This window comes from Streptomyces sp. NPDC006435, assembly GCF_040612315.1.
Lineage (GTDB): Bacteria > Actinomycetota > Actinomycetes > Streptomycetales > Streptomycetaceae > Streptomyces.
In genome coordinates this window covers 24,350-48,269 of sequence record NZ_JBEXPY010000056.1, presented here as the reverse complement: position 1 = coordinate 48,269, position 23,920 = coordinate 24,350, and the positions used below count along the sequence as shown (strand labels likewise).

Below are 23,920 nucleotides of genomic sequence, written 5' to 3'. Positions count from 1 at the left end.
GCCCCTCCCCCCCCCGCCCTCCCCCCGCCCGCCCCCGCCCCCGGCCCGGGGGCGGCCCCCGGGCCCCCGGGGCCGGGAGGAGCACACGGACGGCGGGACGGCACCGCCGCTGTCAGCAGGGCACCACCGCGACCGGGCCGAGCGCGTGCGAGAGCGTGGTCTGGGCGACGGGGGAGAGGCCGAGCCCGAGCGACTCCCCGCCCTTGCGCCGGCCGACCACGGTCAGTGCCGCGGTCGCCGAGGCCGTGACCAGGGTGCGGGAGGCGGAGCCGCTGACCGGCTCCCGGACGACCTCGACCTGGGGGTACTTCTCCTGCCACCCGGCGGTGAGCTCCGCGAGGGTCCGGTCGGCCGAGTCAGCCGCCGCCGCCCGGTCGAAGACGGGGCCGCCGGACAGGATCGAGGAGAACATCGTCCAGCCGTGCACGATCCGCAGCCGTGCGCCCGGCCGGGAGGCGGCGGTCCCGAAGGCGAACTCCAGCACCGCCTCGCTGCTCTCGTCCGCGGCCACGCCCGCGACGATGTCGGAGAACTCCTCCGCAGGCGCACCCTCGTCCCCGTCCGACGCCCCGCCGTGGATGACGACGACGGGGCACTTGGCCATCGAGGCGGTCGCGAGGCTGTTGGACCCGAGCATCAGGGACCGGAACCCGCCGAGCCCGCGCGAGCCGACGACCACCAGCGACGCGTCACGGCTGAGCGAGGTGAGGGCCGCCGAGGGGAAGTCCAGCGGCGAGAGCGTCGTCGGGTGCAGGGTCGGCTCGATTTCGGACACCCGCTGCACGGACCGTTCGAGGAGTTCCTCCGACTCGCGCCGCAGTGTGTCCTGCGCGCTGCGCCGATCGGGCGTCCGGGCGTGCACGACGACCAGCGCGAGTCCTCGTCGCACGGCTTCGTGGGCGGCCCAGTCGAGGGCTTCCCGGCTGTGCGGGGAGCCGTCCACCGCGGCGATCACGGGACGGTCGGTGGCGGTCATGATTCCCTCCAGAATCCGGTGGTGTCCCGTCCCAGGCTGGTACGTACGGCCGTAATAGGGGAGGGACTTTCGGCCCCTCTGTCCGGAAGATCCATGAGGGACCGCCATCCGCGCGGAGCGGTGGGGCGCCGCGGACGTCCGCCGGGGTCGTTTCGTACGCTACGGCCCGCCGGGGTCCGGTGCCTGTCCGGAGGGCCGGGGGCGGCGTCGGGGCGGAGCCGACCCGCCGCGCCGCGCCGGACGGACGGCGCGACCGCGGGCCCGGCGGGCACCGGGGCGACGCTGTCAGTGCCGGGTGCGATCCTGCCCCCATGGACGAGCTGATGCGGCAGCGGCGCGTGTACGGCGCCGACCACGACGATCCCGATCCGGGACCCCGGCCGGGCCACTCCTACCGGGAGCTGGTGGGCGGCCCCCTCGACGGGCTGCTCCTCGACGTGACCGGCTGGACGGACACGGCGCTGCGCGAGGGGGCGGCGCTGAACACGGAGATCGGGCGGTTCGGACCGGGCGGCCGGGCGGAGTACGGCCCCCGGGACGGCGACCCCGACCGGTGGGACTGGCGGGGCGACATACCCTGAGCCGGCCCGGCGCCCCGTGCGGCGGGACGGCCGGGGTGTACCGGGGCGCTGCCGGGCCCGGCACCGGGCGGGCCGCACGCGGCCCGTCAGGACCGATCGCCCGAACCGTCCGATACTGGATGAATGGCGCAGAAGACCTCTCGATCGGACGTTCCGCCGACCCTGACCGTCAAGGGCCGGGACATCCGGTTGCGCACGATCGGTTTCGTGGTGCTGGCGGTGCTCGCGATCTGGTTCATCGCCGTGAACACCGCGTCCGTCGGCATACGGCTGTGGGTCGGCACGGTCACCCTGCCGCTCTGGGCGGTGCTGACCGTGACCCTGGTGGTCGGGCTGCTCATGGGCGTGCTTCTGGCCCGCCGCCGAGCGAAGCGCTGACCCGGACGCACGGCGGCGGGGCGGGCGGATCTCCACGCGCCCCGCCGCCGGACGATGCCGGTCGGTCAGCCCGCGGACTCGCCCGCGTGCGGGCTCAGGACGCCCGCGCCGACCAGGATGAACAGCACGATGCCCAGAATGATCCGGTAGATCACGAACGGCATGAAGCTCTTGGTCGTGATGAACTTCATGAACCAGGCGATGACGGCGTAACCCACGCCGAACGCGATGAAGGTCGCGAAGATCGTCGGCCCCCACGACACGTGCCCCTCGCCCGCGTCCTTCAGTTCGAAGACGCCGGAGGCCAGCACCGCGGGGATCGCGAGCAGGAAGGAGTACCGGGCCGCCGCCTCACGGGTGTACCCCATGAGCAGACCGCCGCTGATGGTGGCACCGGAGCGGGAGACGCCCGGGATCAGGGCCATCGCCTGGCAGCAGCCGAAGATCAGGCCGTCCTTCACGCCGAGTTCCTTGAGCGTCTTGCGCTCCTTGCTGGCCCGGTGCCTGCCGCCCGCCTCGTCGCGCGCGGCGAGCCGGTCGGCGATGCCGAGGACGATGCCCATGACGATCAGGGTGGTGGCGATCAGCCGCAGATCGCGGAAGGGGCCCTCGATCTGGTCCTTGAGCGTCACGCCGAGCACGCCGATGGGGATGGAGCCCACGATCACCAGCCAGCCCATCTGGGCGTCGTGGTCGCCGCGCATCGACCGGTCCACCAGCGAACGGGACCATGCCGAGACGATCCGGACGATGTCCTTGCGGAAGTAGATGAGGACTGCCGCCTCCGTGCCGATCTGGGTGATGGCGGTGAACGCCGCACCCGGGTCGTGCCAGCCGGCGAACGCCGCGGTGAGCCGCAGATGCGCGCTGGAGGAGATCGGCAGGAACTCGGTCAGTCCCTGAACGAGGCCCAGGACGAACGATTCGAACCAGCTCATGGGGCTTTGGCCATCCCGGAGGTGATCATGCATCGGCCGTCGGCGGAGCCGTCGGCGACGTGCGTGTGGTGGTCAATGGAGAACAGGGCCGCGCAGGATCCGCAGCCCTTCGGTCGGTCGCGGGCAGGGTATCTCCCCCGGGTGAACAGCGCCGCGCGTGCCCCGGGCCGTCCGGGCCGTCGGCCGCTCCGTCACCGGGCCGGCGCCGGGACCGGGAGGGTCACTCGGAGGCCAGCCGGTGACGCTTGCGCCAGGCGACGAAGGCCGCGCCGATCCCCGTCAGCACGATGAAGCCCATGGCGGCCAGGAACGCGGGCGAGGTCGGCGACGTCGCCTCGCTGCCCGCCACCACGTACGCCGCGGTGTTCGGGATCGAGCCGAGCCCGGTGGCGGCCAGGAACGGCGGATACCCCATGCGGGACACCGCCGCGCAGTAGTTGGCCGCCGCGAACGGCACGCCCGGGAACAGCCGCAGCGCCAGCATCGAACGGAACCCGTGCCGGCTCAGCTGGCCGTCCGCCGCCTTGAGCCACCGCCCGCGCAGCAGCGTGCGCAGCGCGTCCTGCCCGAGCACCCTGCCCAGCCCGAACGAGATGCCCGCGCCCAGCACCGTCCCCGCCAGCGCGGCGGCCAGTCCCGCCTGCGTGCCGAAGAGCGCGCCCGCGGCGAGGTTGAGCAGGGGGCGCGGCACGAATGCGACGGTGCACACCCCGTACGCGACCCCGAACAGGAGGACCGCGACGACGCCGCCGTCGAGCCGGGCGGGCCAGCCGGTGGCGAGCAGCCGCTGTGGTTCGAGGAGCAGCATCGCGACCGCCGCGGCCAGCAGCACCACCACGAGCAGCGAGAACCGGGACCAGGGCGAGAGCAGCACCCTGGTGCAGCGCACGGCGAGGCCGGTGGCGGGCCGGGCGGCGGGGACGGGGTCGAACATGCCGGGAGAGTAGCCGACAGCGGTGAACGAATGCCGCAACATGCGCGGCACGGAGGCGGCGGCGCGCCCGCCGTACGACGGACGGGCCGCCCGCACCGCACGGGCGCGCGTCCCGTGGCCCCCGTCCCGCACCGGACCGCCTGCCGGACCGCAGCGGCGGACGCGCGACGGTGGGCACGCGCCGGTGGCCGTGCGCCCAACTCCCGTACCGGCCCGGGAAGTGCGCCGGAAAACCATTCGACGGGGCGGCAGGGGTCGGACATCATCGGAGCCATGTTCCGGTACGCCTTCCCCGCAGCGCCGTCCGCAGTCGCGGACGCGCCGAAGGCTGCCGTGAGCCCCGCGACCGCAGCAGTCGTCACGGCGGCGTGCACCGCCGCCGCAGCGCCCCTCGGCGGCGCCCGAAGCTGACCCTCCCCCGACAGTCCGGCGGACCCCGCAAGGGGAGGGTCGGCCGGGCCCCGGGGTCCTCACACAGCTTCGAATCCCAAGGAATGAATCATGCCCAAGACGGCATACGTGCGCACCAAGCCGCACCTCAACATCGGCACCATGGGCCACGTCGACCACGGCAAGACCACCCTGACCGCCGCCATCACCAAGGTCCTCAGCGACCGGGGGACCGGCACGTTCGTCCCGTTCGACCGGATCGACCGGGCCCCGGAGGAGTCGCAGCGCGGCATCACGATCAACATCGCGCACGTCGAGTACGAGACCGACACCCGTCACTACGCGCACGTCGACATGCCCGGGCACGCCGACTACATCAAGAACATGGTCACCGGCGCCGCCCAGCTCGACGGGGCGATCCTCGTGGTCTCGGCGCTCGACGGGATCATGCCGCAGACTGCCGAGCACGTCCTGCTCGCCCGCCAGGTGGGGGTCGACCACATCGTCGTCGCCCTCAACAAGGCGGACGCGGGGGACCCCGAGCTGACCGACCTGGTCGAGCTGGAGGTCCGCGAGCTGCTGTCCGCGCACGGCTACGGAGGCGACTCCGTGCCCGTCGTACGGGTCTCCGGGCTGGGGGCTCTGGAGGGCGACCCGCGCTGGACCGCGGCCGTCGAGGCGCTGCTGGACGCCGTCGACACGTACGTACCGATGCCGGTCCGCTACACCGACGCGCCGTTCCTGCTGTCGGTGGAGAACGTCCTGACCATCACCGGCCGGGGCACCGTCGTCACCGGGGCCGTCGAGCGCGGCACCGTCCGCGTCGGCGACCGGGTGGCGGTGCTCGGACCGGACATCGAGACGGTCGTCACCGGCCTGGAGACCTTCGGGAAGCCGATGGAGTCCGCCGAGGCCGGCGACAACGTGGCCCTGCTGCTGCGCGGCGTGGAGCGCGACCGGGTCCGGCGCGGACACGTGGTCGCGGCGCCGGGCAGCGTGACGCCGAGCCGGCGCTTCACCGCGCAGGTGTACGTGCTGTCGGCGCGGGAGGGCGGCCGCAGCACGCCGCTCACCACCGGCTACCGACCACAGTTCTACATCCGCACGGCGGACGTCGTCGGGGACGTGGACCTCGGCGAGGTGGCGGTGGCGCGCCCCGGCGAAACGGTCGACCTGACCGTCGAGCTGGGCCGTGACGTCCCGCTGGAGAGCGGACTCGGCTTCGCGATCCGCGAGGGCGGCCGCACGGTCGGCGCCGGCACCGTCACCGGGCTGCTCTGAGGCCCCGGGCCCGTCTCCCCGTACCCCGCGGGAGGCGGGCCCGCACCGTGCGCAAGACTGACGGCATGACAGAAACAGCACTGGTGCTCGGTTCCGGCGGTGTCACCGGCGGGGCCTGGGAGGTCGGGATCCTGCACGGACTCGCGGAAGCGGGCGCGGACCTCTCCACTGCCGATCTGATCATCGGCAGCTCGGCCGGGGCCTCGGTCGGCGCGCAACTGGCCTCCGGGCTGCTCGACCTCCCCGAACTGTACGAACTCCAGCTCGCCGACCCGCAGGACATGAGGGGCGGCCGGCTCGGCGCGCTCACCCTGCTGCGCTACGCGGGGGCCGTGCTCCGCTCCCGCACTCCCGAGGAGTACGGCCGAAGGCTGGGCAGGCTGGCGCGGGGCGCCCGGCTCGACATCGACGCGGAGGAGCGGCGCGCGGCGATCGCGAGCCGCCTCCCCTCGCCGGAGTGGCCCGACCGCCCCCTGCGCATCACCGCCGTCGACGCCTTCACCGGCGAACTTCACACGTTCGGCAAGGAGGACGGCGTTCCCCTCGTGGACGCCGTCACCGCGAGCTCGGCGGTCCCCGGGGTGTGGCCCGTCGCCCGGGCCGGGGGACGGGACTGGATCGACGGCGGGGTGCACTCCACCGCCAATGCCCACCTCGCCGCCGGCCACCGGCGCGTCGTCGTCATCGCCCCGTCGGCGAGCGGCAACAGGGCCATCGCCGCACCGGCCGCACAGGCGGCCGGGCTCGTCGCGAACGGCGCCCGCGTCGAGGTCGTCACCCCCGACGCGGCGTCGAAGGCGGCATTCGGCCGCAATCCCCTCGACCCGGGCCACCGGGCAGCGGCGGCCCGAGCGGGCCGGGCCCAGGCAGCCGCGCACGCCGAGGCCGTCGCCGCGGTCCTCGGCAGCTGATCCGGCACCCCACAATGGAGGGGTGAACGAGTCGATACCCGTCATCCGGGACGTGGACCAGGGCACCGCCAGACTCCTCCCCGACGTGGACCGGGACAGGGCCTGGCTGCTCACCGTCGACGGCGCGCCCCAGTCGTACGTGGACCTCGACGCTCCGGACCATCTGGAGTTCGAGTACGTGCGACGGCTCGCCCATGTCGTCGACCGCGCCGGACCACCGGGCGCGCCGCTGGACGTCCTCCACCTCGGCGGCGGCGCGCTCACCCTGCCCCGCTACGTCGCCGGGGCCAGGCCGGGCTCCCGCCAGGACGTCGCCGAGGCCGACCTCGGGCTGCTCGAACTGGTCGCCGAGCGGCTCCCGCTGCCCGAGGACAGCGGGATCGCCGTGCACGGCACGGACGCCCGCGGCCTGCTGGAACGGACCGAGGCAGGCTCCCTCGACGTACTGATCGGGGACGTCTTCGGCGGCTCGCGGGTGCCCGCCCACCTCACTTCCGTCGAGTACGCGCGAGCCGCCCGCAGGGCGCTGCGCGACGGCGGGATCTACGCCGCCAATCTCGCGGACGGGGCGCCCTTCGACTTTCTCCGCTCCCAACTGGCCACCTTCGCGGCGGTCTTCGAGGAACTCGCGCTGATCGCCGAACCGGCGGTGCTGCGTGGCAGGCGCTTCGGCAACGCCGTCCTCGTCGCGTCCCGGCACCCCGTCGACATCGCGGCCCTGACCCGGAGCTGCGCCGCCGACGCCTTTCCCGCCAGGGTCGAGCACGGCCCCGCGCTGGACCGGTTCATCGGGGCCGCCCGGCCGGTCGGCGACGGCGAGGCGGTCGCCTCACCCGAGCCGCCCGACGGGGCCTTCGGCATCGGCTGAGGCCGGGGCCGGGGCCGGGGCCGGGGTCCCGGCCGGGCCCGTGGCCGTGCCGGGAACCGGGCCCGTGGCCTTGGCCGCCACCTCGGCGGGGTCGGGTTTCCGGGTCAGGTTGCGCACCTCGGGGACGAACAGCACGGCCCCGGTGACCAGCACGATCAGCCCCGCACAGCCCCACAGGGCCTGGCTGCGCCCCACCAGTGACTCCACCGGGCCCGCGAGCGCCGTCGCCAACGGCATCATCGCCACCGAGCCGAACCAGTCGTACGCCGAGACCCGCGACAGCTTCTCCTCGGGGATCTCCTGGTGCATGGCCGTCATCCAGGCGACCCCGAACACCTCGATGGCGACGCCGCTGACGAACATCACCAGACAGAGCCAGACCACCGGCAGCGGCACCGCGAGGCCCGCCGACGGCAGGGCCAGCGGGAAGACGCAGAGCGTCCCGACCAACAGCATCCGCTGCGGTTTCCAGCGCGTCATCAGGAGCGCCCCGCCCAGCGTGCCGGCCCCGAACGCGGCGAGCGCGAAGCCCCACGGGCGGGCGCCGCCGAGCTCGTCCCGGGCGACCAGCGGCCCGTACACCGATTCGGCGGCGCCCACCGCGGCGACCACCACCGAGAACTGCGCCACGATGCTCCACAGCCAGGGGCGGCCGATGAACTCCTGCCAGCCGTCCCGCATGTCGGCGAGCAGCCCGCCGCCCGGCGCGCGCGAGGGAATGTGGCTGACGTCCAGGAACGCGCGCAGCACGCCCGCTACGGCGAAGGCCGCGGCGTCGACGGCCAGCACCCAGCCCGGGTCCATCGCCGCGATCATGGCGCCGCCGAGCGCCGCCCCGCCGATCGTCGCGCCCTGCGTGGCCATCCGGAACAGTGCGAAGGCGCGGCTCGCCTGCTCGCGGCTGACGCTGGACAGCAGCATGCCCTCGGCCGCCGGATTGAAGAACGCCTGCCCGGTCCCGCACAGCGCGGTGAGCAGCATCATCTGCCACAGCTTCGGGTCGCCGGCCAGCACCAGCCAGGCGAAGACCGCCTGCGAGAGACAGTTGAGGGTGTTCGACGCGACCATCACCCGGTGCCTCGGCAGCCGGTCCGCGATCGCCCCTCCGACCAGCAGGAAGAGCACCAGCGGCACGCCCCTGGCCGCGGCCACCAGGCCGACGTCGCCCCCGTCGCCTCCCGCCTGCAGCACGGCGAACGCCGCCGCGATCAGCGCGCCATGGGTACCCAGGCCCGTGATGACCGCGGCGGCGGTCAGAAGACGGTAGTTGCGGGCGGAACGGCTCGGGGGAGCGGCGGAGGCGGCAGTCACCCAGGGACTATCGCCGCTCCGCCTCCGCCGTGCCAACTGGTTTCCCGGGGAGGGCCGGAGGGTCAGGACTCCGGCGCGACCTCCACGAGCCGCACGGTGCTGAGGATCTTCTGGATCGTCTCGTCCGGGAGCTCGTCCTTGACGGAGTCGGCCCCGTAGAGGACCCAGGACGCGAATTCACCCTTCTTGTTCTTGAAGGTGAAGGCGATGGCCTTGCCGTCGCTGTCGCACTTCTTCCGCTTCGTGACGTTGGGAGCGGTGGCCGTGACGACCTGGCCGGTGAGTCCCGACTTGGTGGTGAACTGCTTGGCCGGGGTGAACTTGATGGTGCTCTGCGGCATGTGCTGCGCGTAGGCGGCCCACACCCAGGTGCCGGCCTCGCTGTGGGCGTTCTTGGCGGCGTCGGTGGCACCCTGGGCACCCTTGGACCCGGCGCTCGCGAGGCTCATGTCCTCCGTGCTGCCGTCCTTGTTCGAGTCGTCCACGCACCATTTCTTCTGGTAGAACGACGGCGCGGTGAAACCGATGAGGGGTGAGCCGTCACCCTTCTTGTCGTCCTCGAAGTACGAGAGCGTGCCGGGCTTCCCGACCTCCCAGTCGCCGGGCACGTCGAACCGGGTGCCCCACTTGGGGTTGGTGACGACCTTCCAGCCGGGGATGAGGGGCTTGGCGTCCTCGTCCTCGCCGCGCGGGTTCGCCTCGGGGGAGGCGGACCCGGACGGCTCGGCCGGTGCCGAGGACTTGCCGCCGCCGGCGACGTCGTCCTTCTTGTCGTCGTCCTTGTTGAGCACGACGACACCGGTCACCGCGGCGGCCACGACGACCGCGGTGGCCGCGACGATCGCGATCGCGGTGGTCTTCTTCCGGCCGTTGTCGCCGGGCTGCGGAGCACCGGGCGGGCCGGGCACCGAGTACTGCGGCACGGTCGGCTGCTGGTACGGGTTCGGCTGCTGGTAGCCGGGCTGCTGGTATCCCTGCTGGCCCGGCTGCTGACCGGGCTGACCCGGTTGCTGGCCGGGCTGGCCCTGCTGCTGGTATCCCGGCTGCTGATAGGGATTCGGCTGCTGGTACCCCGGCTGCTGGTACGGGTTCTGGTTCTGGTCCTGCGGGTTTTGCTCGCCCCCGGGCGGCTGCTGTCCTGGCCACATGGCGAGTAACGATAGAGGGGCGGTGGCCGGTCTGCTACGCCCGCCCCCGTGTGCGGACGGTGAAGGATGCGTTCCGGTGGGCGGGGCCCGGGGTGGCCAAAGATTCTACTCGCAAGTAACATCCGGCCATGAGCGCTGCACAGATGTCCGTCGGCGAGATGCTCGTCGCGACGGTTCCGATGGCCCGGACCCTCAATCTCGAATTCCTGGAGACGACCGCGGAACGCGCGATCGTCCGGCTCCCGGACCAGGCCGACTACCACAACCACATCGGCGGACCGCACGCCGGGGCGATGTTCACGCTGGCGGAATCGGCGAGCGGCGCGATCGTCATCGCCGCCTTCGGCGACCAGCTGTCGCGCGCCGTTCCGCTCGCCGTGAAGGCGGAGATCGGCTACAAGAAGCTGGCCAAGGGCGTCGTCACCGCCACGGCGACCCTCGGCCGCCCGGTGGCCGAGGTCGTCGCCGAACTCGACGGGGGCAGGCGTCCGGAGTTCCCCGTGGTCATCGAGATCCGGCGCGAGGACGGCGCCGTGACCGGCGAGATGACGGTCGTCTGGACGCTGCGGCCCAACGCCTGATCCCGGCCCGTTCCGCACGGGGCCGCCACACCTCCCGGAAGGGGGCGCGTGGCGGCCCTTCGCGCTGTCCGGACGAAGGCCGGTACGGGTAGGCTTCCCGCCGCGCGCCGAGGAGTTGCCCGGCGGGCAACGGGACATCCGTACGGAAGGAACCGGCGTTGCACATCCAGGAATGGCTGGAGACCGTCCCCGCGATCAGCGTGTACGCCCTGGTGGGCGTCGTCATCGGGCTGGAGAGCCTCGGGATTCCGCTGCCGGGCGAGATCGTCCTGGTCAGCGCGGCGCTGCTGGCCGCCGGACACGACGGGATCAACCCCTGGATCCTCGGCGCCTGCGCCTCGGTCGGCGCGATCATCGGCGACTCCATCGGCTACGCCATCGGCCGCAAGGGCGGACGGCCGCTGCTGGCCCGGCTCGGCGGGAAGTTCCCCAAGCACTTCGGCGAGAGCCAGATCGCCCTGGCCGAGCGGTCGTTCCAGAAGTGGGGGATGTGGGCGGTCTTCTTCGGCCGCTTCGTCGCACTGCTGCGGATCTTCGCGGGCCCCCTGGCGGGCGTGCTCCACATGCCGTACTGGAAGTTCCTGATCGCCAACGTCTTCGGCGGCATCGTCTGGGCCGGCGGCACCACGGCCGTCATCTACTCGGTGGGCGTCGTCGCCGAGGCGTGGCTCAAGCGGTTCTCCTACCTCGGCCTGGCGGCCGCGGTGCTGATCGGCGTGACCTCGATGCTGATCCTGAAGAGCCGGGCCAAGAAGATGGCGGCGCGGACCGCGTCCGCCCCCGTGGCCGACGCGGGGATCGTTCCGGCCGCGGACTGACCGGACGGGGCGCCACCGCCGCGCGGCGGTGGCGCGGTCCGCGGGACCGGCGCCGGTCCCTTCCGCTCAGCCCTCGTGCGCCTGGCGGTGGGCCCGGGCCAGTTCCACGTAGCCCACAGCGTTGAACTTGATGCCTTCGAGCTCCTCCTCGGTCAGCTCCCGCTTGACCTTGGCGGGAACGCCCGCGACGAGCGAGCCCGGGGGCACCCGCATCCCCTGCGGGACCAGCGCCTGCGCCGCGATCAGCGAACCGGCCCCGATGCGGGCGCCGTTGAGGACGGTGGCGCCCATGCCGACCAGGACGTCGTCCTCGACGGTGCAGCCGTGCAGCACGGCGTTGTGCCCGACCGAGACGCGCTCGCCGACCGTGACCGGGAATCCCGGGTCGCCGTGGACGCTGCAGTTGTCCTGGATGTTGCTGTCGGCGCCGATGACGATGGGGCCGCAGTCGGCCCGCAGCACGGCCTGGTACCAGACGCTGGAGCCCGCGGCCATCGTGACCTCGCCGATGACGACCGACGTCGGCGCCGTGAAGGCGTCCGCGTCGATGTCCGGTTCCTTGCCGCCCATTCCCGTGACCAACGCCCGCTCTGCCATCGCCCGTCCCTCCGTGCTCAGGTGCCGTGCGGCCGGGCCCGTCCGGTCCGGTCGGCCGGCCACGGTCGTCCGACCGCTCCGGAGGAACGGTATGCGACAACCGGCCGTCCGCCGTCCGGTGGGGTGAACATCACAGGTCGTCGCCGCGATCGGGTCGGGCGCCGACGACTACCGTGTGCGGGTGCCGAAGAACAGGAACGCGTTCTCATCCCTTGCCGCCTGGCGGCGGCGCGCCCTGTCCGGGGCCGTCCACCGCGGCTGGCGCTGGGTGCAGGAGGCGGGCGCGGTCACCGCGGACCGTCCCGGCAGGCTGCGCTTCGGCCGGATCGGCGCCGGAACCCGGCTGGCCTTCCCGCAGGGCACGGTCTTCGGTGAACCGTGGATCGAACTCGGCGCGCACTGCATCATCGGCGAGCAGGTCACGCTGACGGCCGGCCTCATGCCCGACCTGGACCTCGGCCCCGATCCCATCCTGACCCTGGGGGACGGGGTGGTGCTCGGCCGGGGCAGCCACGTGGTCGCCGACACCACGGTGACCATCGGGCCGGACACGTACTGCGGGCCGTACGTCTACATCACGTCCACGAACCACAGCTACGACGACCCGCACGAGCCGGTCGGCCGGCAGTGGCCCCGAATGGAACCCGTTTCCATCGGACCCGGCTGCTGGATCGGCACCGGAGCGGTGGTCCTCCCCGGCGCCAGGCTCGGACGCAACGTGGTGGTCGCCGCGGGAGCGGTGGTACGGGGCGAGGTGCCCGACCACGCGGTGGTGGCCGGCGCCCCCGCCCGCGTCGTGCGCAGCTGGGACCCGGAGAAGGGCTGGCAACCACCGCTGCGCACCCCGGCCCCGGTGCCGATCCCGACGGGGGTCACTCCCGAACAGCTGCTGGCCCTGGCGGAGCCGAGCGAGCCACCGGACGGGCCCGACGCCTGACGGGGCACGGGCCGCCGGAACCCGGGCTCAGCCGGGCGAGTGACAGAGGGCCCGGGTCCGTGCGCCGGTGCGGTGCGAGGACAGCCAGCGGGTCGCGAAGTCCACGGCGTGGTCGAGCCGGAAGAGCCTGCTCGTCGCCGAACCCACCACTCCGGTACGTACGGACGCCCCCAGGTCCGACCGTACGAAGTCGGCGCCCAGGGCCGCGAAGTCGCTGTCGTCCAGGGCGACGTCCTCGTACTCCCACCACTGGCGCCGCCCCCCGGTCGTCACCACGCAGCGGTAGTGGCGCCGGGGCGGGGCCGGTACCCGGTACTCACCGAGGTGGAAGGCGGTGCAGGTGTCGAAACCGGTGCCCAGCATGAGCACATGGGCCCGCCGGTCGTGGAGACGGGCCAGCGGTGAGGCCTCGCCGAGGTGGCAGTCGGGGGAGTGGCGTGCCATCAGGTACCGGGCCAGGGGGCCGAGCGCGGCGAAGGACGTCTGCGGATGGAGGCTGCGCACCGCCCCGTCGGAGAGCCGCACGGCCTCCGGGAGGGCCCCCACCGACGGGGCCGGTGACGTCGCCGGGTCGAAGGGCGGCATGCTCGCCCGCACCGCCTCCCGGGCCCGGTCCGTGAGACCGCGCACCCGGGCGAGGTAGTGCGGGGAGGTGTCGGAGTTCTCCGGCGTGAAGGCGGGCACGACGAGCGTGCCGTGGCTCCCGACCGCCTCCCGCAGCGCGTCGACCACCGCGCGGACGCCACCGCTCACCGGGCCGACCGCGCGCATCGAGGCGTGCACCAGGAGGATGCCGTTGCGCTTCACGCCGAGTTCGGACAACTGGCCCGCCAGCCCGCTCGGGGCGTGGGGGAGGGGTGGCGCGGTCGTAGTGCTCACAGCGGGCCATTCTCCCAGCCCCGGACCGGACGTGATACCGGGCACATCCGGCCGGGTGAGGCACGGCGGCCGGAATCCGGCCGTCGGTTTCAGGACGGCAGGGCGGGGATCTCGATGGCGGGGCACCGGTCCATCACCATGTCGAGCCCGGCGGCGCGCGTCCGGTCGTACGCCTCCGTGTCGATCACGCCGAGCTGGAACCAGACGGCCCCGGCGCCCGCCGCCACCGCCTCGTCGGCCACCGCGCCGGCCAGCTCGCTGTTGACGAAGACGTCCACCACGTCCACCGGGAACGGGATGTCGGCCAGCGAGGCGTACCCCTTCTCGCCGTGGACCGGCTCCGCCTTCGGGTGCACCGGGACCACCCGCTTGCCGAAGCGCTGCAGCACCTCGGCCACGCGGTAGGCCGCGCGGGACCGGTTGCCGGACAGGCCCACCACCGCCCAGGTGTCGCCGCCGTCGCGGAGAATCCTGCGGATCGTCTCTTCGTCTGCGTACATGACCCGGACAACGGGCGGCGGCCCCGGACCATTCCCGTCCGGGGCATAGGCTGGCCGGATGCAGGAGCAGTACCGGACAGTCGCCCGAGCGGGCGTGCACGAGACCGAGATCAACCGATCGCGCTTCATCTGCGCGCTCGCCCCCGCAGCCACCGAGCAGGAGGCGCAGGACTTCGTCGCACGCGTCCGCAGGGAACACCCCACCGCCACCCACAACTGTTTCGCCTACGTGATCGGCGCCGACGCCTCGGTGCAGAAGGCGAGCGACGACGGGGAGCCCGGCGGCACCGCCGGCGTACCCATGCTCCAGATGCTGACGCGCCGCGAGATGCGGTACGTCGTCGCCGTCGTCACCCGCTACTACGGTGGCGTCAAACTCGGCGCGGGCGGACTGATCAGGGCCTACGGGGGAGTGGTCGGCGAGGCCCTCGACGCACTCGGCACCATCACCCGCCGCCGGTTCCGCCTCGCCACGGTCACCGTCGGCCACCAGCGCGCGGGCAAGCTGGAGAACGACCTGCGCGCCACCGGCCGCAGCGTGCGCGAGGTCCGCTACACGGACGCCGTCGTCATCGAGATCGGACTGCCGGACGCGGACGTCGAGGCGTTCCGAGGCTGGCTGGCCGACGTGACGGCGGGCGAGGCGGAACTCGAACTGGGCGGCGAGGCGTACGGCGACGCCTGAACCGGTACGGAAGCCATCCGGTCATAAGGGGCAAAAGTGCGCGAAAAGGTTCCCTGGTGAAGGGTGGACCGATCTTCCCGCCCGAGGGCGCCTGTGGTGATGGAAGACTGTCGGAGGCGAGACGAGGAGCCCCGTCGGCGGAGGCGCCGACAGGGCACGGCGGTATCGCGGCCGACGCGGGCCCGGGGGCGAGGAAGAGAACGATGAAGGTCGGAGCCGGCTCTTGAGAATCCTGCACACGTCGGACTGGCACCTCGGGCGGTCGTTCCACCGGGTTCCCCTGATCGAGGCCCAGGCCGCCTTCCTGGACCACCTGGTGGCGACGGTGCGCGAGCACGAGGTGGACGTCGTGCTCGTCGCGGGTGACGTGTACGACAGGGCCGTCCCGCCGCTGTCCGCCGTGGAACTCTTCGACGACGCGCTGCACCGCCTCGCCGCCGCCGAAGTGCCCACCGTGATGATCTCCGGGAACCACGACTCGGCCCGCAGACTGGGCGTGGGCGCGGGACTGATCGAGCGGGCCGGAATCCACCTGCGCACCGACCCCGCCGACTGCGCCACCCCCCTCGTCCTGTCCGACACGCACGGCGACGTGGCGTTCTACGGGCTGCCCTACCTGGAACCCGCCCTGGTCAAGGACGTCCTCGGAGCCGGTCGTGCCGGGCACGAGGCGGTGCTCGGCGCGGCCATGGAACAGGTGCGCGCCGACCTCGCGAACCGCCCCGACGGCACCCGCTCCGTGGTGCTCGCCCACGCCTTCGTCGCGGGCGGCGAACCCAGCGACAGCGAACGCGACATCACCGTCGGCGGAGTGGCCGCCGTCCCCGCCGGCGTCTTCGACGGCGTCGACTACGTGGCACTCGGCCATCTGCACGGCTGCCAGACCGTCACCGAACGGGTCCGCTACTCGGGTTCGCCGCTCGCCTACTCCTTCTCCGAGGCCGACCACCGCAAGACCATGTGGCTGATCGACCTCGGCGCCCCCGGCACGTTCGCCGCCGAACGAGTCGACCTGCCCGTGCCCCGCCCGCTCGCCCGGCTCCGGGGCCGCCTCGACGACCTCGTCGAGGACTCCGCGCTGGAGCGGCACCGGGAGTCCTGGATCGAGGCCACCCTCACCGACCCGGCACGCCCGGTCGAACCGATGGCCCGGCTCGCCGAGCGGTTCCCGCACACGCTCAGCCTCGTGTTCGAACCCGACCGGGCCCCCGAGGACCCGCTCGCCTCGTACGCACAGCGCCTCAAGGGGCGCGACGACCAGCAGATCGCGGAGGACTTCGTGGCACACGTGCGGGGCGGATCGGCGGCCGACGAACAGGAACGGACGGTGCTGCGCGGCGCCTTCGACCACGTACGGGTGGACGACGCGGTGCGCGAGGTGAACCGTTGAGACTCCACCGGCTCGCCGTCACCGCCTTCGGGCCGTTCGGCACCACCCAGGACATCGACTTCGACGCGCTCTCCTCGGCCGGGCTCTTCCTGCTGCACGGACCGACCGGCGCCGGGAAGACCTCGGTCCTCGACGCCGTCTGCTACGCCCTGTACGGGGCGGTGCCCGGGGCGAGACAGAGCCCCGGCACCTCCCTGCGCAGCGACCACGCCCCGGTGGACGTCCCCACCGAAGTCCGGCTGGAGCTGACCGTCGGCGGCAGACGCCTCGAGATCACCCGCCGCCCGGCCCAGCCCCGCCCCAAGCGGAAGGGCAGCGGCTTCACGACCGAGAAGGCGCAGAGCGGGCTGCGGGAACACCGCCCGGACAAGGGCTGGCAGCCGCTCAGCCGCTCCCACCAGGAGATCGGCGAGGAGATCACCCAACTCGTCGGGATGAGCCGGGAACAGTTCTGCCAGGTGGTGCTCCTGCCGCAGGGCGACTTCGCGCGCTTCCTGCGCGCCGACGCCGAGGCACGCGGCAAACTGCTCGGCAGGCTCTTCGACACCCGTCGCTTCGCCGCCGTGGAGGAGCGCCTGGCGGAACTGCGCCGTACCGCCGAGGCCCAGGTCAGAGCCGGGGACGAACGCATCGTCGGGACGGCCCAGCGGATCGCCCAGGCCGCCGGACCGGTCGCCGGGACACCGCTCCCCGACACCCGGCCCGGAGAGCCCGGCCTCGCCGACGGCGTCCTGGAATGGGCCGCGACGGCGCGCAGCGGCGCCCGCGAACGGCTCGACATCGCCGCGTCCGCACTGACCATGGCCGAAACTCGACGGGCGGCCGCCCTGGGAGACCTCGACCGGGCACGCGAACTCGCGGCGCTCCAGCAGCGCCACGAGGAGACGCTGCGCCGCTCCGCCGCGGTCGAGGCCCGCCGCCCCGGCCACGAGGAGAACCGCGACCGGCTCGCCCGCGCCCGCAAGGCGGACCTCGTCGCCCCCGCCCTGGACCTGCGCGACGAGGCCGAGCGCGCGTACCACGCGGCTCTGGCAGTCCGCGACCGTGCCCGCGCGCCGCTGCCGGACACCCTGGCCGACGCCGGTGCCGAACAACTGGCGGAACTGGAGGGGCGGCTGAGGCAGGAGCTCGGCGGCCTCGACGCCGCGCGCAGTGCCGAGCGGCGCAGCGCCGAGATCGACGTCGAGCGCGCCGGACTGGAACGCCAGGCCAGGGACGACGACGAGCTGATCCGTGAGGCGGACGGCTGGCTGGCCGGCTGGGAGGACGCCCGGGACGGCCTGCGGGCCCGCATCGAGGAGGCCCAGGAGGCCGCCACCCGGGCCGAACAGCTCGCCGGCCGGCTGGAGCCCGCCCGCGCGCGACTGGAGGCGGCCCGTCGCCGCGACGCGCTCGCCGTCCGGGTGGCGGCCGCGGCCGACCGGCTGGCCGGGGCCCGCGAACACGCCGCCGACGCCCACGAATCCTGGCTGGAGCTGCGCGAACGACGGCTGCGCGACATCGCGGCGGAACTCGCGGCGGAACTGGTGGACGGCGAGGACTGCAAGGTCTGCGGCTCGGCCGACCACCCCAGACCGGCCCGCGCCGCCGACGGGCACGTCGACCGGGCCACCGAGGAACGGGCCCTCGACACGTACCGGCTCGCCGAGGAGGAGCGCACCGCGGCGGACCGGGAACTGGGCGTCGTACGCGAACAGCACGCGGCCGCGCGCGTGGCCGCCCGCACGGTGGAACCCCGGCCGGGGGGCGGGGCGGAGGACACCGGTCCGGCCGGACAGCGACGGCCCGGGGCCACGCCGGAATCCGTCGCCCCCGAGCCGGTCGCCGTCGATTCAGCCGCCGTCGATCCCACCGTTTCCGAACTTGGCGCGCTCGTCGACCGGCTGACGCGCGATCATGCCGGGGCGCACCGCACCGCGGCCGGTACGCACGCGGCGCGCGAGGCCCTCGCGGCCGCCGAGCGGGAACAGGCCGAACGGCTCGACGACCGGCAGCGGGCCGAGCGCCGGGCCGCCGCCCGCACCTCGCTGCGGGAAGGGCTGGACCGTGAACAGGCGGCGCTGGAGGCCGGGTTGGTGGCCGCCCGCGGCGAGTCCGGCAGCGTGGCCGAGCACGCCGCACTGCTGGAGCGCCGGGTCGGCCTGCTCGCCGGGGCCGCCGCGGCGGTGCGCGCGGAGGAGGAGGCCGCGCAGCGTCGCAAGGAGGCCGACGACCGGCTCGCGGACGCCGCGTTCCGGGCCGGTTTCGACACCCCGCGGGCCGCGGCGCTGAACCTGCTCGACGAGACCGCGCAGCGCGAACTCCAGCGCCTCGTCGACGACTGGCAGTCCGAGGCGGCCGCCGTGGCCGACCGGCTCGCCGAGGCGGAGACCCGTGCCGCCGCGCAGCACCCGCCGGCCGAGGTGGCCGCAGCGCAGGCCGCGTACGACACGTCCGAACGGCTGCTGCGGGACGCCTCCGCGGTGCTGGCCGCCGCGCGCGAGCGCTGCGCCGAACTCGGCCGGCTCTCCCGGGACGCCGAGCGGGAGGTGCGCGGGCTCGGCCCGCTGCGCGAGGAGTACGACCGGGTGGCCCGGCTGGCCGGGCTCACCGCCGGAACCTCCGCCGACAACGAACGCAGGATGCGGCTGGAGTCGTACGTGCTCGCCGCCCGGCTCGAACAGGTCGCCGCCGCGGCCACCGCCCGGTTGCAGCGCATGTCGTCCGGCCGGTACACGCTGGTCCACTCCGACGCCCGCACCGGGGGCCGCAGGGCGGGCCTCGGGCTGCACGTCGTCGACGCCTGGACCGGCCGGGAGCGCGACACGGCCACGCTCTCGGGCGGCGAGACGTTCTTCGCCTCGCTCGCCCTCGCGCTCGGCCTCGCCGACGTCGTCACCGACGAGGCGGGCGGCGTACGGCTGGACACCCTCTTCATCGACGAGGGCTTCGGCAGCCTGGACGACCAGACCCTCGACGAAGTGCTCGACGTGCTGGACTCGTTGCGCGAGCGGGACCGCAGCGTCGGCATCGTCAGCCATGTCGCCGACCTGCGCCGCCGCATCCCCGCACAGCTCGAGGTGGTGAAGGAACGGCACGGATCGGCGGTCCGGCACCGCACCGCCGACGTGCTCAGCGGCTGACGGGGCGCCGGGGGAGCGGCGAGGAGTAGACGACGCTGGTGGTCACGGAGCCGAGGGCGCCGATTCTGCCCGAGACCTTCTCCAGGTGCCGCATCGAGCGGGCGGTGACCTTCAGCACGAAGCAGTCGTCGCCGGTGACGTGATGGGCCTCCACGATCTCCGGAGTCGTGTCGAGCAGATCGTGGAACGGCTTGTAATGGCCGTTCGGGTAACGCAGCCGTACGAGGGCGAGGATCGGCAGCCCGAGTCGTTCCGGGTCGACCACGGCGGCGTAGCCGCTGATCACCCCGGCCTCCTCCAGCCTGCGCACCCGTTCGGTCACGGCGCTCGGGGACATCGCCACCGCCCGCGCCAGCTCGGCGAACGTCGCCCGGCCGTCACGTTGCAGGACATCGAGGATGCGCCAGTCGGTGGCGTCCGGGGAATAGTCGGTCACGCTTGGAGCCAACAGGGAAATCCCCGGCGGATCAAGTGATGTGCCGGGGATCTCGCCTTCCGGGGGCGGGGAGTCGACCGTAGATTTTCGGTCATGACATCGCAGCCCACCGCAGCAGCGGCCAACCCCGTCCTCCGTGTCCCGCCGGCCTCTCCGGAGGCGGCCGCCGCGCATTTCGGCGCCTCGCTCGCCTTCCACACCGACGTCTCCGACGTGGCCGCCGCGCTCGCGGCGGACGGGGACCCGGGCTTCGTGCTGCTGGACTCGCGCTCCACCGAATCCTGGGACCGGGGGCACGTGCCCGGCGCGGTCCACCTGCCGGCCGCCCTCGTCCCCGAGCGGGCCCGGACCCTTCTCGACCCGGACGTACCCGTGGTCACGTACTGCTGGGGCCCCGGCTGCAACGGTGCGGCACGGGCCGCGCTCGCCCTCGCCGGACTCGGCTACCGGGTCAAGGAGATGCTCGGCGGCTTCGAGTACTGGGTGCGCGAGGGCTTCGAGTTCGAGACCGGGCAGGGGCGTGAGCGGCGGGCGGCGGACCCGCTCACCGCGCCGGTCGGATCCGGCGCCTGCGGCTGCTGACCCCGCCCGCGACCGGCCGTACCCGGCCACCGCGCGGAACGCCGCGGCGGCCGGGTACGGACACCCTCCGGCACTCCCGCCGGACGGCCGGTCAGAGCCTGGACAGCTCGTCCACGAGGTCGTCGAGCCCCAGCGGCCCCTGGGACAGGGCGGCCATGTGCCAGGACTTGGCGTCGAACGCGTCGCCGTGCGCCTTGCGGGCGTTCTCCCGGCCGAGCAGCCAGGCGCGTTCGCCCAGCTTGTAGCCGATGGCCTGCCCCGGCATCGACAGGTAGCGGGTCAGCTCGCTCTCCACGAAGTCGCCGGGACGACCGCTGTGGTTGCCGAAGAACTCCTGCGCCAGATCGGGGGTCCACCGCTCACCGGGATGGAACGGGGAGTCCGCCGGGATCTCCATCTCCGCGTGCATGCCGATGTCCACGATCACCCGGCAGGCCCGCATCATCTGCGCGTCCAGATAGCCGAGACGGCGCTCCGGGTCGGGCAGGAAGCCCAGCTCGTCCATGAGCCGCTCCGCGTAGAGCGCCCAGCCCTCGCAGTTGGCGCTGACCCCGCCGATCGAGGCCTGGTAGCGGGACAGGCTGTCGGCCACGTGCGCCCACTGGGCGATCTGCAGGTGGTGGCCGGGAACGCCCTCGTGGTACCAGGTGGACACCAGGTCGTACACCGGGAAGCGGGTCTCGCCCATCGTGGGCAGCCAGGTGCGGCCGGGGCGCGAGAAGTCCTCGGACGGGCCGGTGTAGTACGGCGCGGCGGCACCGCCGGGCGGGGCGATGCGGGACTCCACCTTCCGCACCCGTTCGGCGAGTTCGAAGTGCGTGCCGTCGAGCGCCTCGATCGCCTCGTCCATCAGGCCCTGGAGCCACTCCCGGACCTCCTCGACCCCCTCGATGTGCGTACCGTGCACGTCGAGGTGGGCGAGCGCCTCCCAGGGGCCGGCGCCGGGCAGCACCTTCTCGGCCTCGGTCTGCATCTCGGCGAGCAGCCGGTGGTACTCGGACCAGCCGTACGCGTACGCCTCGTCGAGGTCCAGGTCGGTGCCGTTGTAGTAGCGCGACCAGCGGGCGTACCGCTCGCGGCCCACCGTGTCCGGCGCACCCTCCACCGCGGGGGCGTACACGTCGCGCATCCAGTCGCGGAGCGCGGCGACCGACTCGCCCGCCAGCCGGGCGCCGTCGTCCAGATCGGCACGGAGCCCCGCCGGGCCGGCGGCCACGAAGTCCTGGAAGAAGCCCGTGCCGTTCTCGCCGGCCCACTCGTCGAGCTGGCCGATGAAGGTGGCGGTGGCGCGCGGCCCGCCGTACAGCTTGCGCTCCAGGCCGAGCGCGAGCGACTCGCGGTAGCCCTCCAGTGCGGCGGGGACCGCCCGCAGCCGGTCCACGACCGCCGCCCACTCCTCGTCGGTCCCGGTCGGCGTCACCGTGAACACCTCACGGAGGCTGTGCGCGGGGGAGGACAGGTTGGAGACCGTGCGCAGCCCCTCCTCGGCGTCGTGGACGGCGAGTTCCGCCATGAGGCGCTCGCGCAGCAGACGGCCGCAGCGGCGCTCGGCGTCGTCGTCCGCGCCGGGCAGCCGCTCCGCGGCGTCGAGCTTCGCCAGGGTGGTGCGGGCCAGCTCGGCGAGGGCCTCCTGGCCTGCGGGGGAGAAATCGGGGAGACGGCGCGAACTCTCCGCGACGCCCAGGTACGTACCGGCGATCGGGTCGAGTGCGACGTAGGCGTCGACGTAGGCGTCGGCGACCTGGCGGGGCAGCGCGCTGCTGGAAGTGTCTGGCATGTGGACATCCTCGTACGGCAGGGGGCTTTCGCGCCATCGCCATTCGGCTTCAGCGGCCGGACTCCGCCGGTTCCGCGGCCGGCGGCAGCAGCGGCCCGCATTCCCACTGCTGGAAGATCAACCGGGTCTCGACCCGCGCCACTTCGCGGCGCGAGGTGAACTCGTCGAGCACGAGGCGCTGCAGATCGGCCGTGCCCGTGACCGCGACATGGACCAGGTAGTCGTCCGGGCCGGTCAGATGGAAGAGCGCGCGGGACTCCGGCAGCGTCCTGATGCGCTCGACGAACGGACCGATGAGCTCCCTGCGGTGCGGGCGGACCTGCACGGAGAGCAGCGCCTCCAGGCCGCGGCCGAGCCGCGCGGGGTCCAGCCGCAGCTGATGGCCGAGGATGACACCGGTGCGCCGCAGCCTGGCCACCCGGTCCAGACAGGTCGACGGCGCCACGCCGACCTCGGCGGCCAGCTCGCGGTAAGTGGTCCGGGCATCGTTCTGCAACAGCCGCAGAATATGCAGATCCACCGGATCGAGAACGACAGAATCAGCCATTTGGCGAACGTAGCACGGGACATTCCCCCATACACCCGGTGAATGTTCAGAGTGATGGCATGGACACCGAAACCTCGATGGCGCCCCCGACGGCAACCCGGTCCAGGGCGCTGGCCACCGAAGCCGTGCATGCCGGCCGCGACGATCTCGCGGCCCTCGGACTGCACGCCCCGCCGATCGACCTGTCCACCACCTACCCCTCGTACGACACCAGGGGCGAGGCCGAGCGGATCGACACCTTCGCCGCCACCGGCGCCAAGCTCGAAGGGCCGCCGGTCTACGCCCGGCTGGACAACCCGACGACGGCCCGGTTCGAGACCGCTCTGGCCCGCCTCGAAGGGGCCGAGAGCGCCGTGGCGTTCGCCAGCGGAATGGCGGCGCTCACCGCCGTGCTGCTGGTCCGGGCGAGCGCGGGGCTGCGCCATGTGGTCGCCGTCCGCCCGCTCTACGGATGCAGCGACCACCTGCTCGGCGCCGGTCTGCTGGGCACGGAGGTGACCTGGACCGACCCGGCGGGAATCGCCGACGCGATCCGCCCGGACACCGGCCTGGTGATGGTGGAGACGCCCGCCAACCCGACGCTTGCCGAGGTCGACATCCGTGCGATCGCGCACTCCTGCGGCTCCGTGCCGCTGCTCGTCGACAACACCTTCGCCACCCCCGTGCTCCAGCGGCCCGTCGAGGACGGCGCGCGGATCGTGCTGCACAGCGCCACCAAGTACCTGGGCGGACACGGCGACGTGATGGGCGGGGTCGTCGCCTGCGACGAGGAGTTCGCCGCCGGACTGCGGCAGATCCGCTTCGCCACCGGCGGGGTGCTGCACCCGATGGCCGGATACCTGCTGCTGCGCGGCCTGGCCACGCTTCCGGTACGGGTGCGGGCGGCCTCCGCGAGCGCCGCCGAACTGGCGAGCAGGCTGACCGCCGATCCGCGCGTCGCCAGGGTCCACTACCCGAAGGTGGGCGGCGCGATGGTCTCGTTCGAGGTCCACGGGGACCCGCACCGGGTGATCTCGGCCGTACGGCTCATCACGCCCGCGGTCAGCCTCGGTAGCGTGGACACCCTGATCCAGCACCCGGCTTCCATCAGCCACCGCATCGTGGACGAGGGGGACCGGCGGGCGGCCGGCGTCGGGAACCGGCTGCTGCGCATGTCGGTCGGGCTGGAGGACGTCGAGGACCTGTGGGCCGACCTGTGCCAGGCACTGGACTCATCGGCGGACGGCGCCACGCAGGAGGTCCATGACCGCGGTGACGTCCACCGGGACGCCCTGCCCGAACGGATCGCCGGGTAGGGCGCCCCGCGCGGACCGCCGGGAAGGACGTCCTGCGCGGACCGCAGGACAGGTCGTC

At 73.5% G+C, this 23,920-nt stretch carries 24 protein-coding genes; 13 read left to right on the top strand and 11 right to left on the bottom strand.

Going from position 1 to position 23,920, the window contains the following annotated elements:
- Positions 1–112: 112 nt before the first annotated feature.
- The gene (locus ABZZ04_RS34460) at positions 113–976 is read right to left on the bottom strand and encodes a universal stress protein (RefSeq protein WP_356936166.1); all 864 of its coding nucleotides are present in this window, start codon (positions 974–976) and stop codon (positions 113–115) included.
- Positions 977–1,287: 311 nt separating this feature from the next.
- Here ABZZ04_RS34460 and ABZZ04_RS34455 point away from each other — a divergent pair, with 311 nt between their 5' ends.
- On the top strand, positions 1,288–1,557 hold the full coding sequence (locus ABZZ04_RS34455; protein ID WP_356936165.1) for a hypothetical protein: 270 nt from the start codon (positions 1,288–1,290) through the stop codon (positions 1,555–1,557).
- A 123-nt stretch (positions 1,558–1,680) separates the two neighbouring features.
- Positions 1,681–1,935 (top strand): LapA family protein, encoded by a 255-nt coding sequence (locus tag ABZZ04_RS34450; protein WP_356936164.1) that lies wholly within the window; start codon positions 1,681–1,683, stop codon positions 1,933–1,935.
- A gap of 65 nt (positions 1,936–2,000) precedes the next feature.
- Here the strand turns inward: ABZZ04_RS34450 and ABZZ04_RS34445 are convergent, their stop codons facing one another.
- Both ABZZ04_RS34445 and ABZZ04_RS34440 read right to left on the bottom strand, forming a co-directional pair.
- A complete protein-coding gene (locus ABZZ04_RS34445) occupies positions 2,001–2,873 on the bottom strand; it encodes an undecaprenyl-diphosphate phosphatase (RefSeq protein ID WP_356936163.1) in 873 nt (290 codons plus the stop codon).
- A gap of 220 nt (positions 2,874–3,093) precedes the next feature.
- Entirely contained in the window at positions 3,094–3,807 is a 714-nt protein-coding gene (locus tag ABZZ04_RS34440) for a TVP38/TMEM64 family protein (protein ID WP_356936162.1), read from the bottom strand.
- A gap of 501 nt (positions 3,808–4,308) precedes the next feature.
- On the opposite strand from ABZZ04_RS34440, the gene tuf reads away from it, so the two are divergent.
- The 3 genes from tuf to ABZZ04_RS34425 all read left to right on the top strand — a co-directional run bounded on the left by tuf (position 4,309) and on the right by ABZZ04_RS34425 (position 7,257).
- On the top strand, positions 4,309–5,478 hold the full coding sequence (gene tuf / locus ABZZ04_RS34435) for an elongation factor Tu (RefSeq protein ID WP_356936161.1): 1,170 nt from the start codon (positions 4,309–4,311) through the stop codon (positions 5,476–5,478).
- A 65-nt stretch (positions 5,479–5,543) separates the two neighbouring features.
- Positions 5,544–6,389 (top strand): patatin-like phospholipase family protein, encoded by an 846-nt coding sequence (locus tag ABZZ04_RS34430; RefSeq protein WP_356936160.1) that lies wholly within the window; start codon positions 5,544–5,546, stop codon positions 6,387–6,389.
- A gap of 22 nt (positions 6,390–6,411) precedes the next feature.
- Complete coding sequence (locus tag ABZZ04_RS34425; protein ID WP_356936159.1) at positions 6,412–7,257, top strand: fused MFS/spermidine synthase; 846 nt, start codon at positions 6,412–6,414, stop codon at positions 7,255–7,257.
- Here the strand turns inward: ABZZ04_RS34425 and ABZZ04_RS34420 are convergent.
- A complete protein-coding gene (locus ABZZ04_RS34420; protein WP_356936158.1) occupies positions 7,219–8,568 on the bottom strand; it encodes an MFS transporter in 1,350 nt (449 codons plus the stop codon). The two genes, ABZZ04_RS34425 and ABZZ04_RS34420, sit on opposite strands and share 39 nt — an antisense overlap.
- A 62-nt stretch (positions 8,569–8,630) precedes the next feature.
- Positions 8,631–9,716, bottom strand: a complete 1,086-nt coding sequence (locus tag ABZZ04_RS34415) for a hypothetical protein (RefSeq protein ID WP_356936157.1) — start codon at positions 9,714–9,716, stop codon at positions 8,631–8,633.
- A 143-nt stretch (positions 9,717–9,859) separates the two neighbouring features.
- Between ABZZ04_RS34415 and ABZZ04_RS34410 the strand changes: the two genes are divergently transcribed.
- Positions 9,860–10,297 (top strand): DUF4442 domain-containing protein, encoded by a 438-nt coding sequence (locus ABZZ04_RS34410; RefSeq protein WP_356936167.1) that lies wholly within the window; start codon positions 9,860–9,862, stop codon positions 10,295–10,297.
- 158 nt (positions 10,298–10,455) lie between these two features.
- Complete coding sequence (locus tag ABZZ04_RS34405; RefSeq protein WP_356936156.1) at positions 10,456–11,115, top strand: DedA family protein; 660 nt, start codon at positions 10,456–10,458, stop codon at positions 11,113–11,115.
- A gap of 66 nt (positions 11,116–11,181) precedes the next feature.
- Here ABZZ04_RS34405 and ABZZ04_RS34400 read toward each other — a convergent pair whose 3' ends face one another.
- Positions 11,182–11,712: a gamma carbonic anhydrase family protein gene (locus tag ABZZ04_RS34400; RefSeq protein WP_356936155.1), complete on the bottom strand. Its 531-nt coding sequence runs from the start codon at positions 11,710–11,712 to the stop codon at positions 11,182–11,184.
- Between the two features lie 181 nt (positions 11,713–11,893).
- Between ABZZ04_RS34400 and ABZZ04_RS34395 the strand changes: the two genes are divergently transcribed.
- Positions 11,894–12,649: an acyltransferase gene (locus ABZZ04_RS34395; protein WP_356936154.1), complete on the top strand. Its 756-nt coding sequence runs from the start codon at positions 11,894–11,896 to the stop codon at positions 12,647–12,649.
- A gap of 27 nt (positions 12,650–12,676) precedes the next feature.
- Here ABZZ04_RS34395 and ABZZ04_RS34390 read toward each other — a convergent pair whose 3' ends face one another.
- Both ABZZ04_RS34390 and ABZZ04_RS34385 read right to left on the bottom strand, forming a co-directional pair.
- Positions 12,677–13,528, bottom strand: a complete 852-nt coding sequence (locus ABZZ04_RS34390; protein WP_356936153.1) for an AAC(3) family N-acetyltransferase — start codon at positions 13,526–13,528, stop codon at positions 12,677–12,679.
- 89 nt (positions 13,529–13,617) lie between these two features.
- Positions 13,618–14,028 carry a CoA-binding protein gene (locus ABZZ04_RS34385; protein WP_356936152.1) on the bottom strand — a complete coding sequence of 137 codons (411 nt, stop codon included), beginning with the start codon at positions 14,026–14,028 and terminating at the stop codon, positions 13,618–13,620.
- Between the two features lie 58 nt (positions 14,029–14,086).
- Between ABZZ04_RS34385 and ABZZ04_RS34380 the strand changes: the two genes are divergently transcribed.
- From ABZZ04_RS34380 to ABZZ04_RS34370, 3 genes are all read left to right on the top strand, one after another.
- Positions 14,087–14,713, top strand: a complete 627-nt coding sequence (locus ABZZ04_RS34380) for a YigZ family protein (protein WP_356936151.1) — start codon at positions 14,087–14,089, stop codon at positions 14,711–14,713.
- Between the two features lie 223 nt (positions 14,714–14,936).
- The gene (locus ABZZ04_RS34375; RefSeq protein WP_356936150.1) at positions 14,937–16,103 is read left to right on the top strand and encodes an exonuclease SbcCD subunit D; all 1,167 of its coding nucleotides are present in this window, start codon (positions 14,937–14,939) and stop codon (positions 16,101–16,103) included.
- Entirely contained in the window at positions 16,100–19,225 is a 3,126-nt protein-coding gene (locus ABZZ04_RS34370; protein ID WP_356936149.1) for an SMC family ATPase, read from the top strand. The genes ABZZ04_RS34375 and ABZZ04_RS34370 overlap by 4 nt, the downstream gene beginning before the upstream one ends.
- On the opposite strand, the gene ABZZ04_RS34365 is transcribed toward ABZZ04_RS34370, so the two are convergent.
- The gene (locus ABZZ04_RS34365; RefSeq protein WP_356936148.1) at positions 19,215–19,661 is read right to left on the bottom strand and encodes an Lrp/AsnC family transcriptional regulator; all 447 of its coding nucleotides are present in this window, start codon (positions 19,659–19,661) and stop codon (positions 19,215–19,217) included. The genes ABZZ04_RS34370 and ABZZ04_RS34365 overlap by 11 nt on opposite strands.
- Positions 19,662–19,754: 93 nt before the next feature.
- On the opposite strand from ABZZ04_RS34365, the gene ABZZ04_RS34360 reads away from it, so the two are divergent.
- Positions 19,755–20,243: a rhodanese-like domain-containing protein gene (locus ABZZ04_RS34360; RefSeq protein WP_356936147.1), complete on the top strand. Its 489-nt coding sequence runs from the start codon at positions 19,755–19,757 to the stop codon at positions 20,241–20,243.
- A 91-nt stretch (positions 20,244–20,334) separates the two neighbouring features.
- On the opposite strand, the gene ABZZ04_RS34355 is transcribed toward ABZZ04_RS34360, so the two are convergent.
- Both ABZZ04_RS34355 and ABZZ04_RS34350 read right to left on the bottom strand, forming a co-directional pair.
- The gene (locus tag ABZZ04_RS34355; RefSeq protein ID WP_356936146.1) at positions 20,335–22,020 is read right to left on the bottom strand and encodes a DUF885 domain-containing protein; all 1,686 of its coding nucleotides are present in this window, start codon (positions 22,018–22,020) and stop codon (positions 20,335–20,337) included.
- A gap of 49 nt (positions 22,021–22,069) precedes the next feature.
- Positions 22,070–22,567, bottom strand: a complete 498-nt coding sequence (locus ABZZ04_RS34350; protein WP_148837810.1) for an Lrp/AsnC family transcriptional regulator — start codon at positions 22,565–22,567, stop codon at positions 22,070–22,072.
- 59 nt (positions 22,568–22,626) lie between these two features.
- Between ABZZ04_RS34350 and ABZZ04_RS34345 the strand changes: the two genes are divergently transcribed.
- The gene (locus ABZZ04_RS34345; RefSeq protein WP_356936145.1) at positions 22,627–23,862 is read left to right on the top strand and encodes a PLP-dependent transferase; all 1,236 of its coding nucleotides are present in this window, start codon (positions 22,627–22,629) and stop codon (positions 23,860–23,862) included.
- Positions 23,863–23,920 lie beyond the last annotated feature (58 nt).

Bases quoted from the DNA above. Each gene is read 5' to 3' on its own strand.
- ABZZ04_RS34415 (WP_356936157.1), bottom strand. From the start codon at position 9,716: ATGTGGCCAGGACAGCAGCCGCCCGGGGGCGAGCAAAACCCGCAGGAC.
- ABZZ04_RS34445 (WP_356936163.1), bottom strand. From the start codon at position 2,873: ATGAGCTGGTTCGAATCGTTCGTCCTGGGCCTCGTTCAGGGACTGACC.
- tuf (WP_356936161.1), top strand. From the start codon at position 4,309: ATGCCCAAGACGGCATACGTGCGCACCAAGCCGCACCTCAACATCGGC.
- ABZZ04_RS34450 (WP_356936164.1), top strand. From the start codon at position 1,681: ATGGCGCAGAAGACCTCTCGATCGGACGTTCCGCCGACCCTGACCGTC.
- ABZZ04_RS34380 (WP_356936151.1), top strand. From the start codon at position 14,087: ATGCAGGAGCAGTACCGGACAGTCGCCCGAGCGGGCGTGCACGAGACC.
- ABZZ04_RS34345 (WP_356936145.1), top strand. From the start codon at position 22,627: ATGGACACCGAAACCTCGATGGCGCCCCCGACGGCAACCCGGTCCAGG.
- ABZZ04_RS34460 (WP_356936166.1), bottom strand. From the start codon at position 976: ATGACCGCCACCGACCGTCCCGTGATCGCCGCGGTGGACGGCTCCCCG.
- ABZZ04_RS34410 (WP_356936167.1), top strand. From the start codon at position 9,860: ATGTCCGTCGGCGAGATGCTCGTCGCGACGGTTCCGATGGCCCGGACC.
- ABZZ04_RS34400 (WP_356936155.1), bottom strand. From the start codon at position 11,712: ATGGCAGAGCGGGCGTTGGTCACGGGAATGGGCGGCAAGGAACCGGAC.
- ABZZ04_RS34455 (WP_356936165.1), top strand. From the start codon at position 1,288: ATGGACGAGCTGATGCGGCAGCGGCGCGTGTACGGCGCCGACCACGAC.
- ABZZ04_RS34360 (WP_356936147.1), top strand. From the start codon at position 19,755: ATGACATCGCAGCCCACCGCAGCAGCGGCCAACCCCGTCCTCCGTGTC.
- ABZZ04_RS34350 (WP_148837810.1), bottom strand. From the start codon at position 22,567: ATGGCTGATTCTGTCGTTCTCGATCCGGTGGATCTGCATATTCTGCGG.
- ABZZ04_RS34430 (WP_356936160.1), top strand. From the start codon at position 5,544: ATGACAGAAACAGCACTGGTGCTCGGTTCCGGCGGTGTCACCGGCGGG.
- ABZZ04_RS34440 (WP_356936162.1), bottom strand. From the start codon at position 3,807: ATGTTCGACCCCGTCCCCGCCGCCCGGCCCGCCACCGGCCTCGCCGTG.
- ABZZ04_RS34355 (WP_356936146.1), bottom strand. From the start codon at position 22,020: ATGCCAGACACTTCCAGCAGCGCGCTGCCCCGCCAGGTCGCCGACGCC.
- ABZZ04_RS34385 (WP_356936152.1), bottom strand. From the start codon at position 14,028: ATGTACGCAGACGAAGAGACGATCCGCAGGATTCTCCGCGACGGCGGC.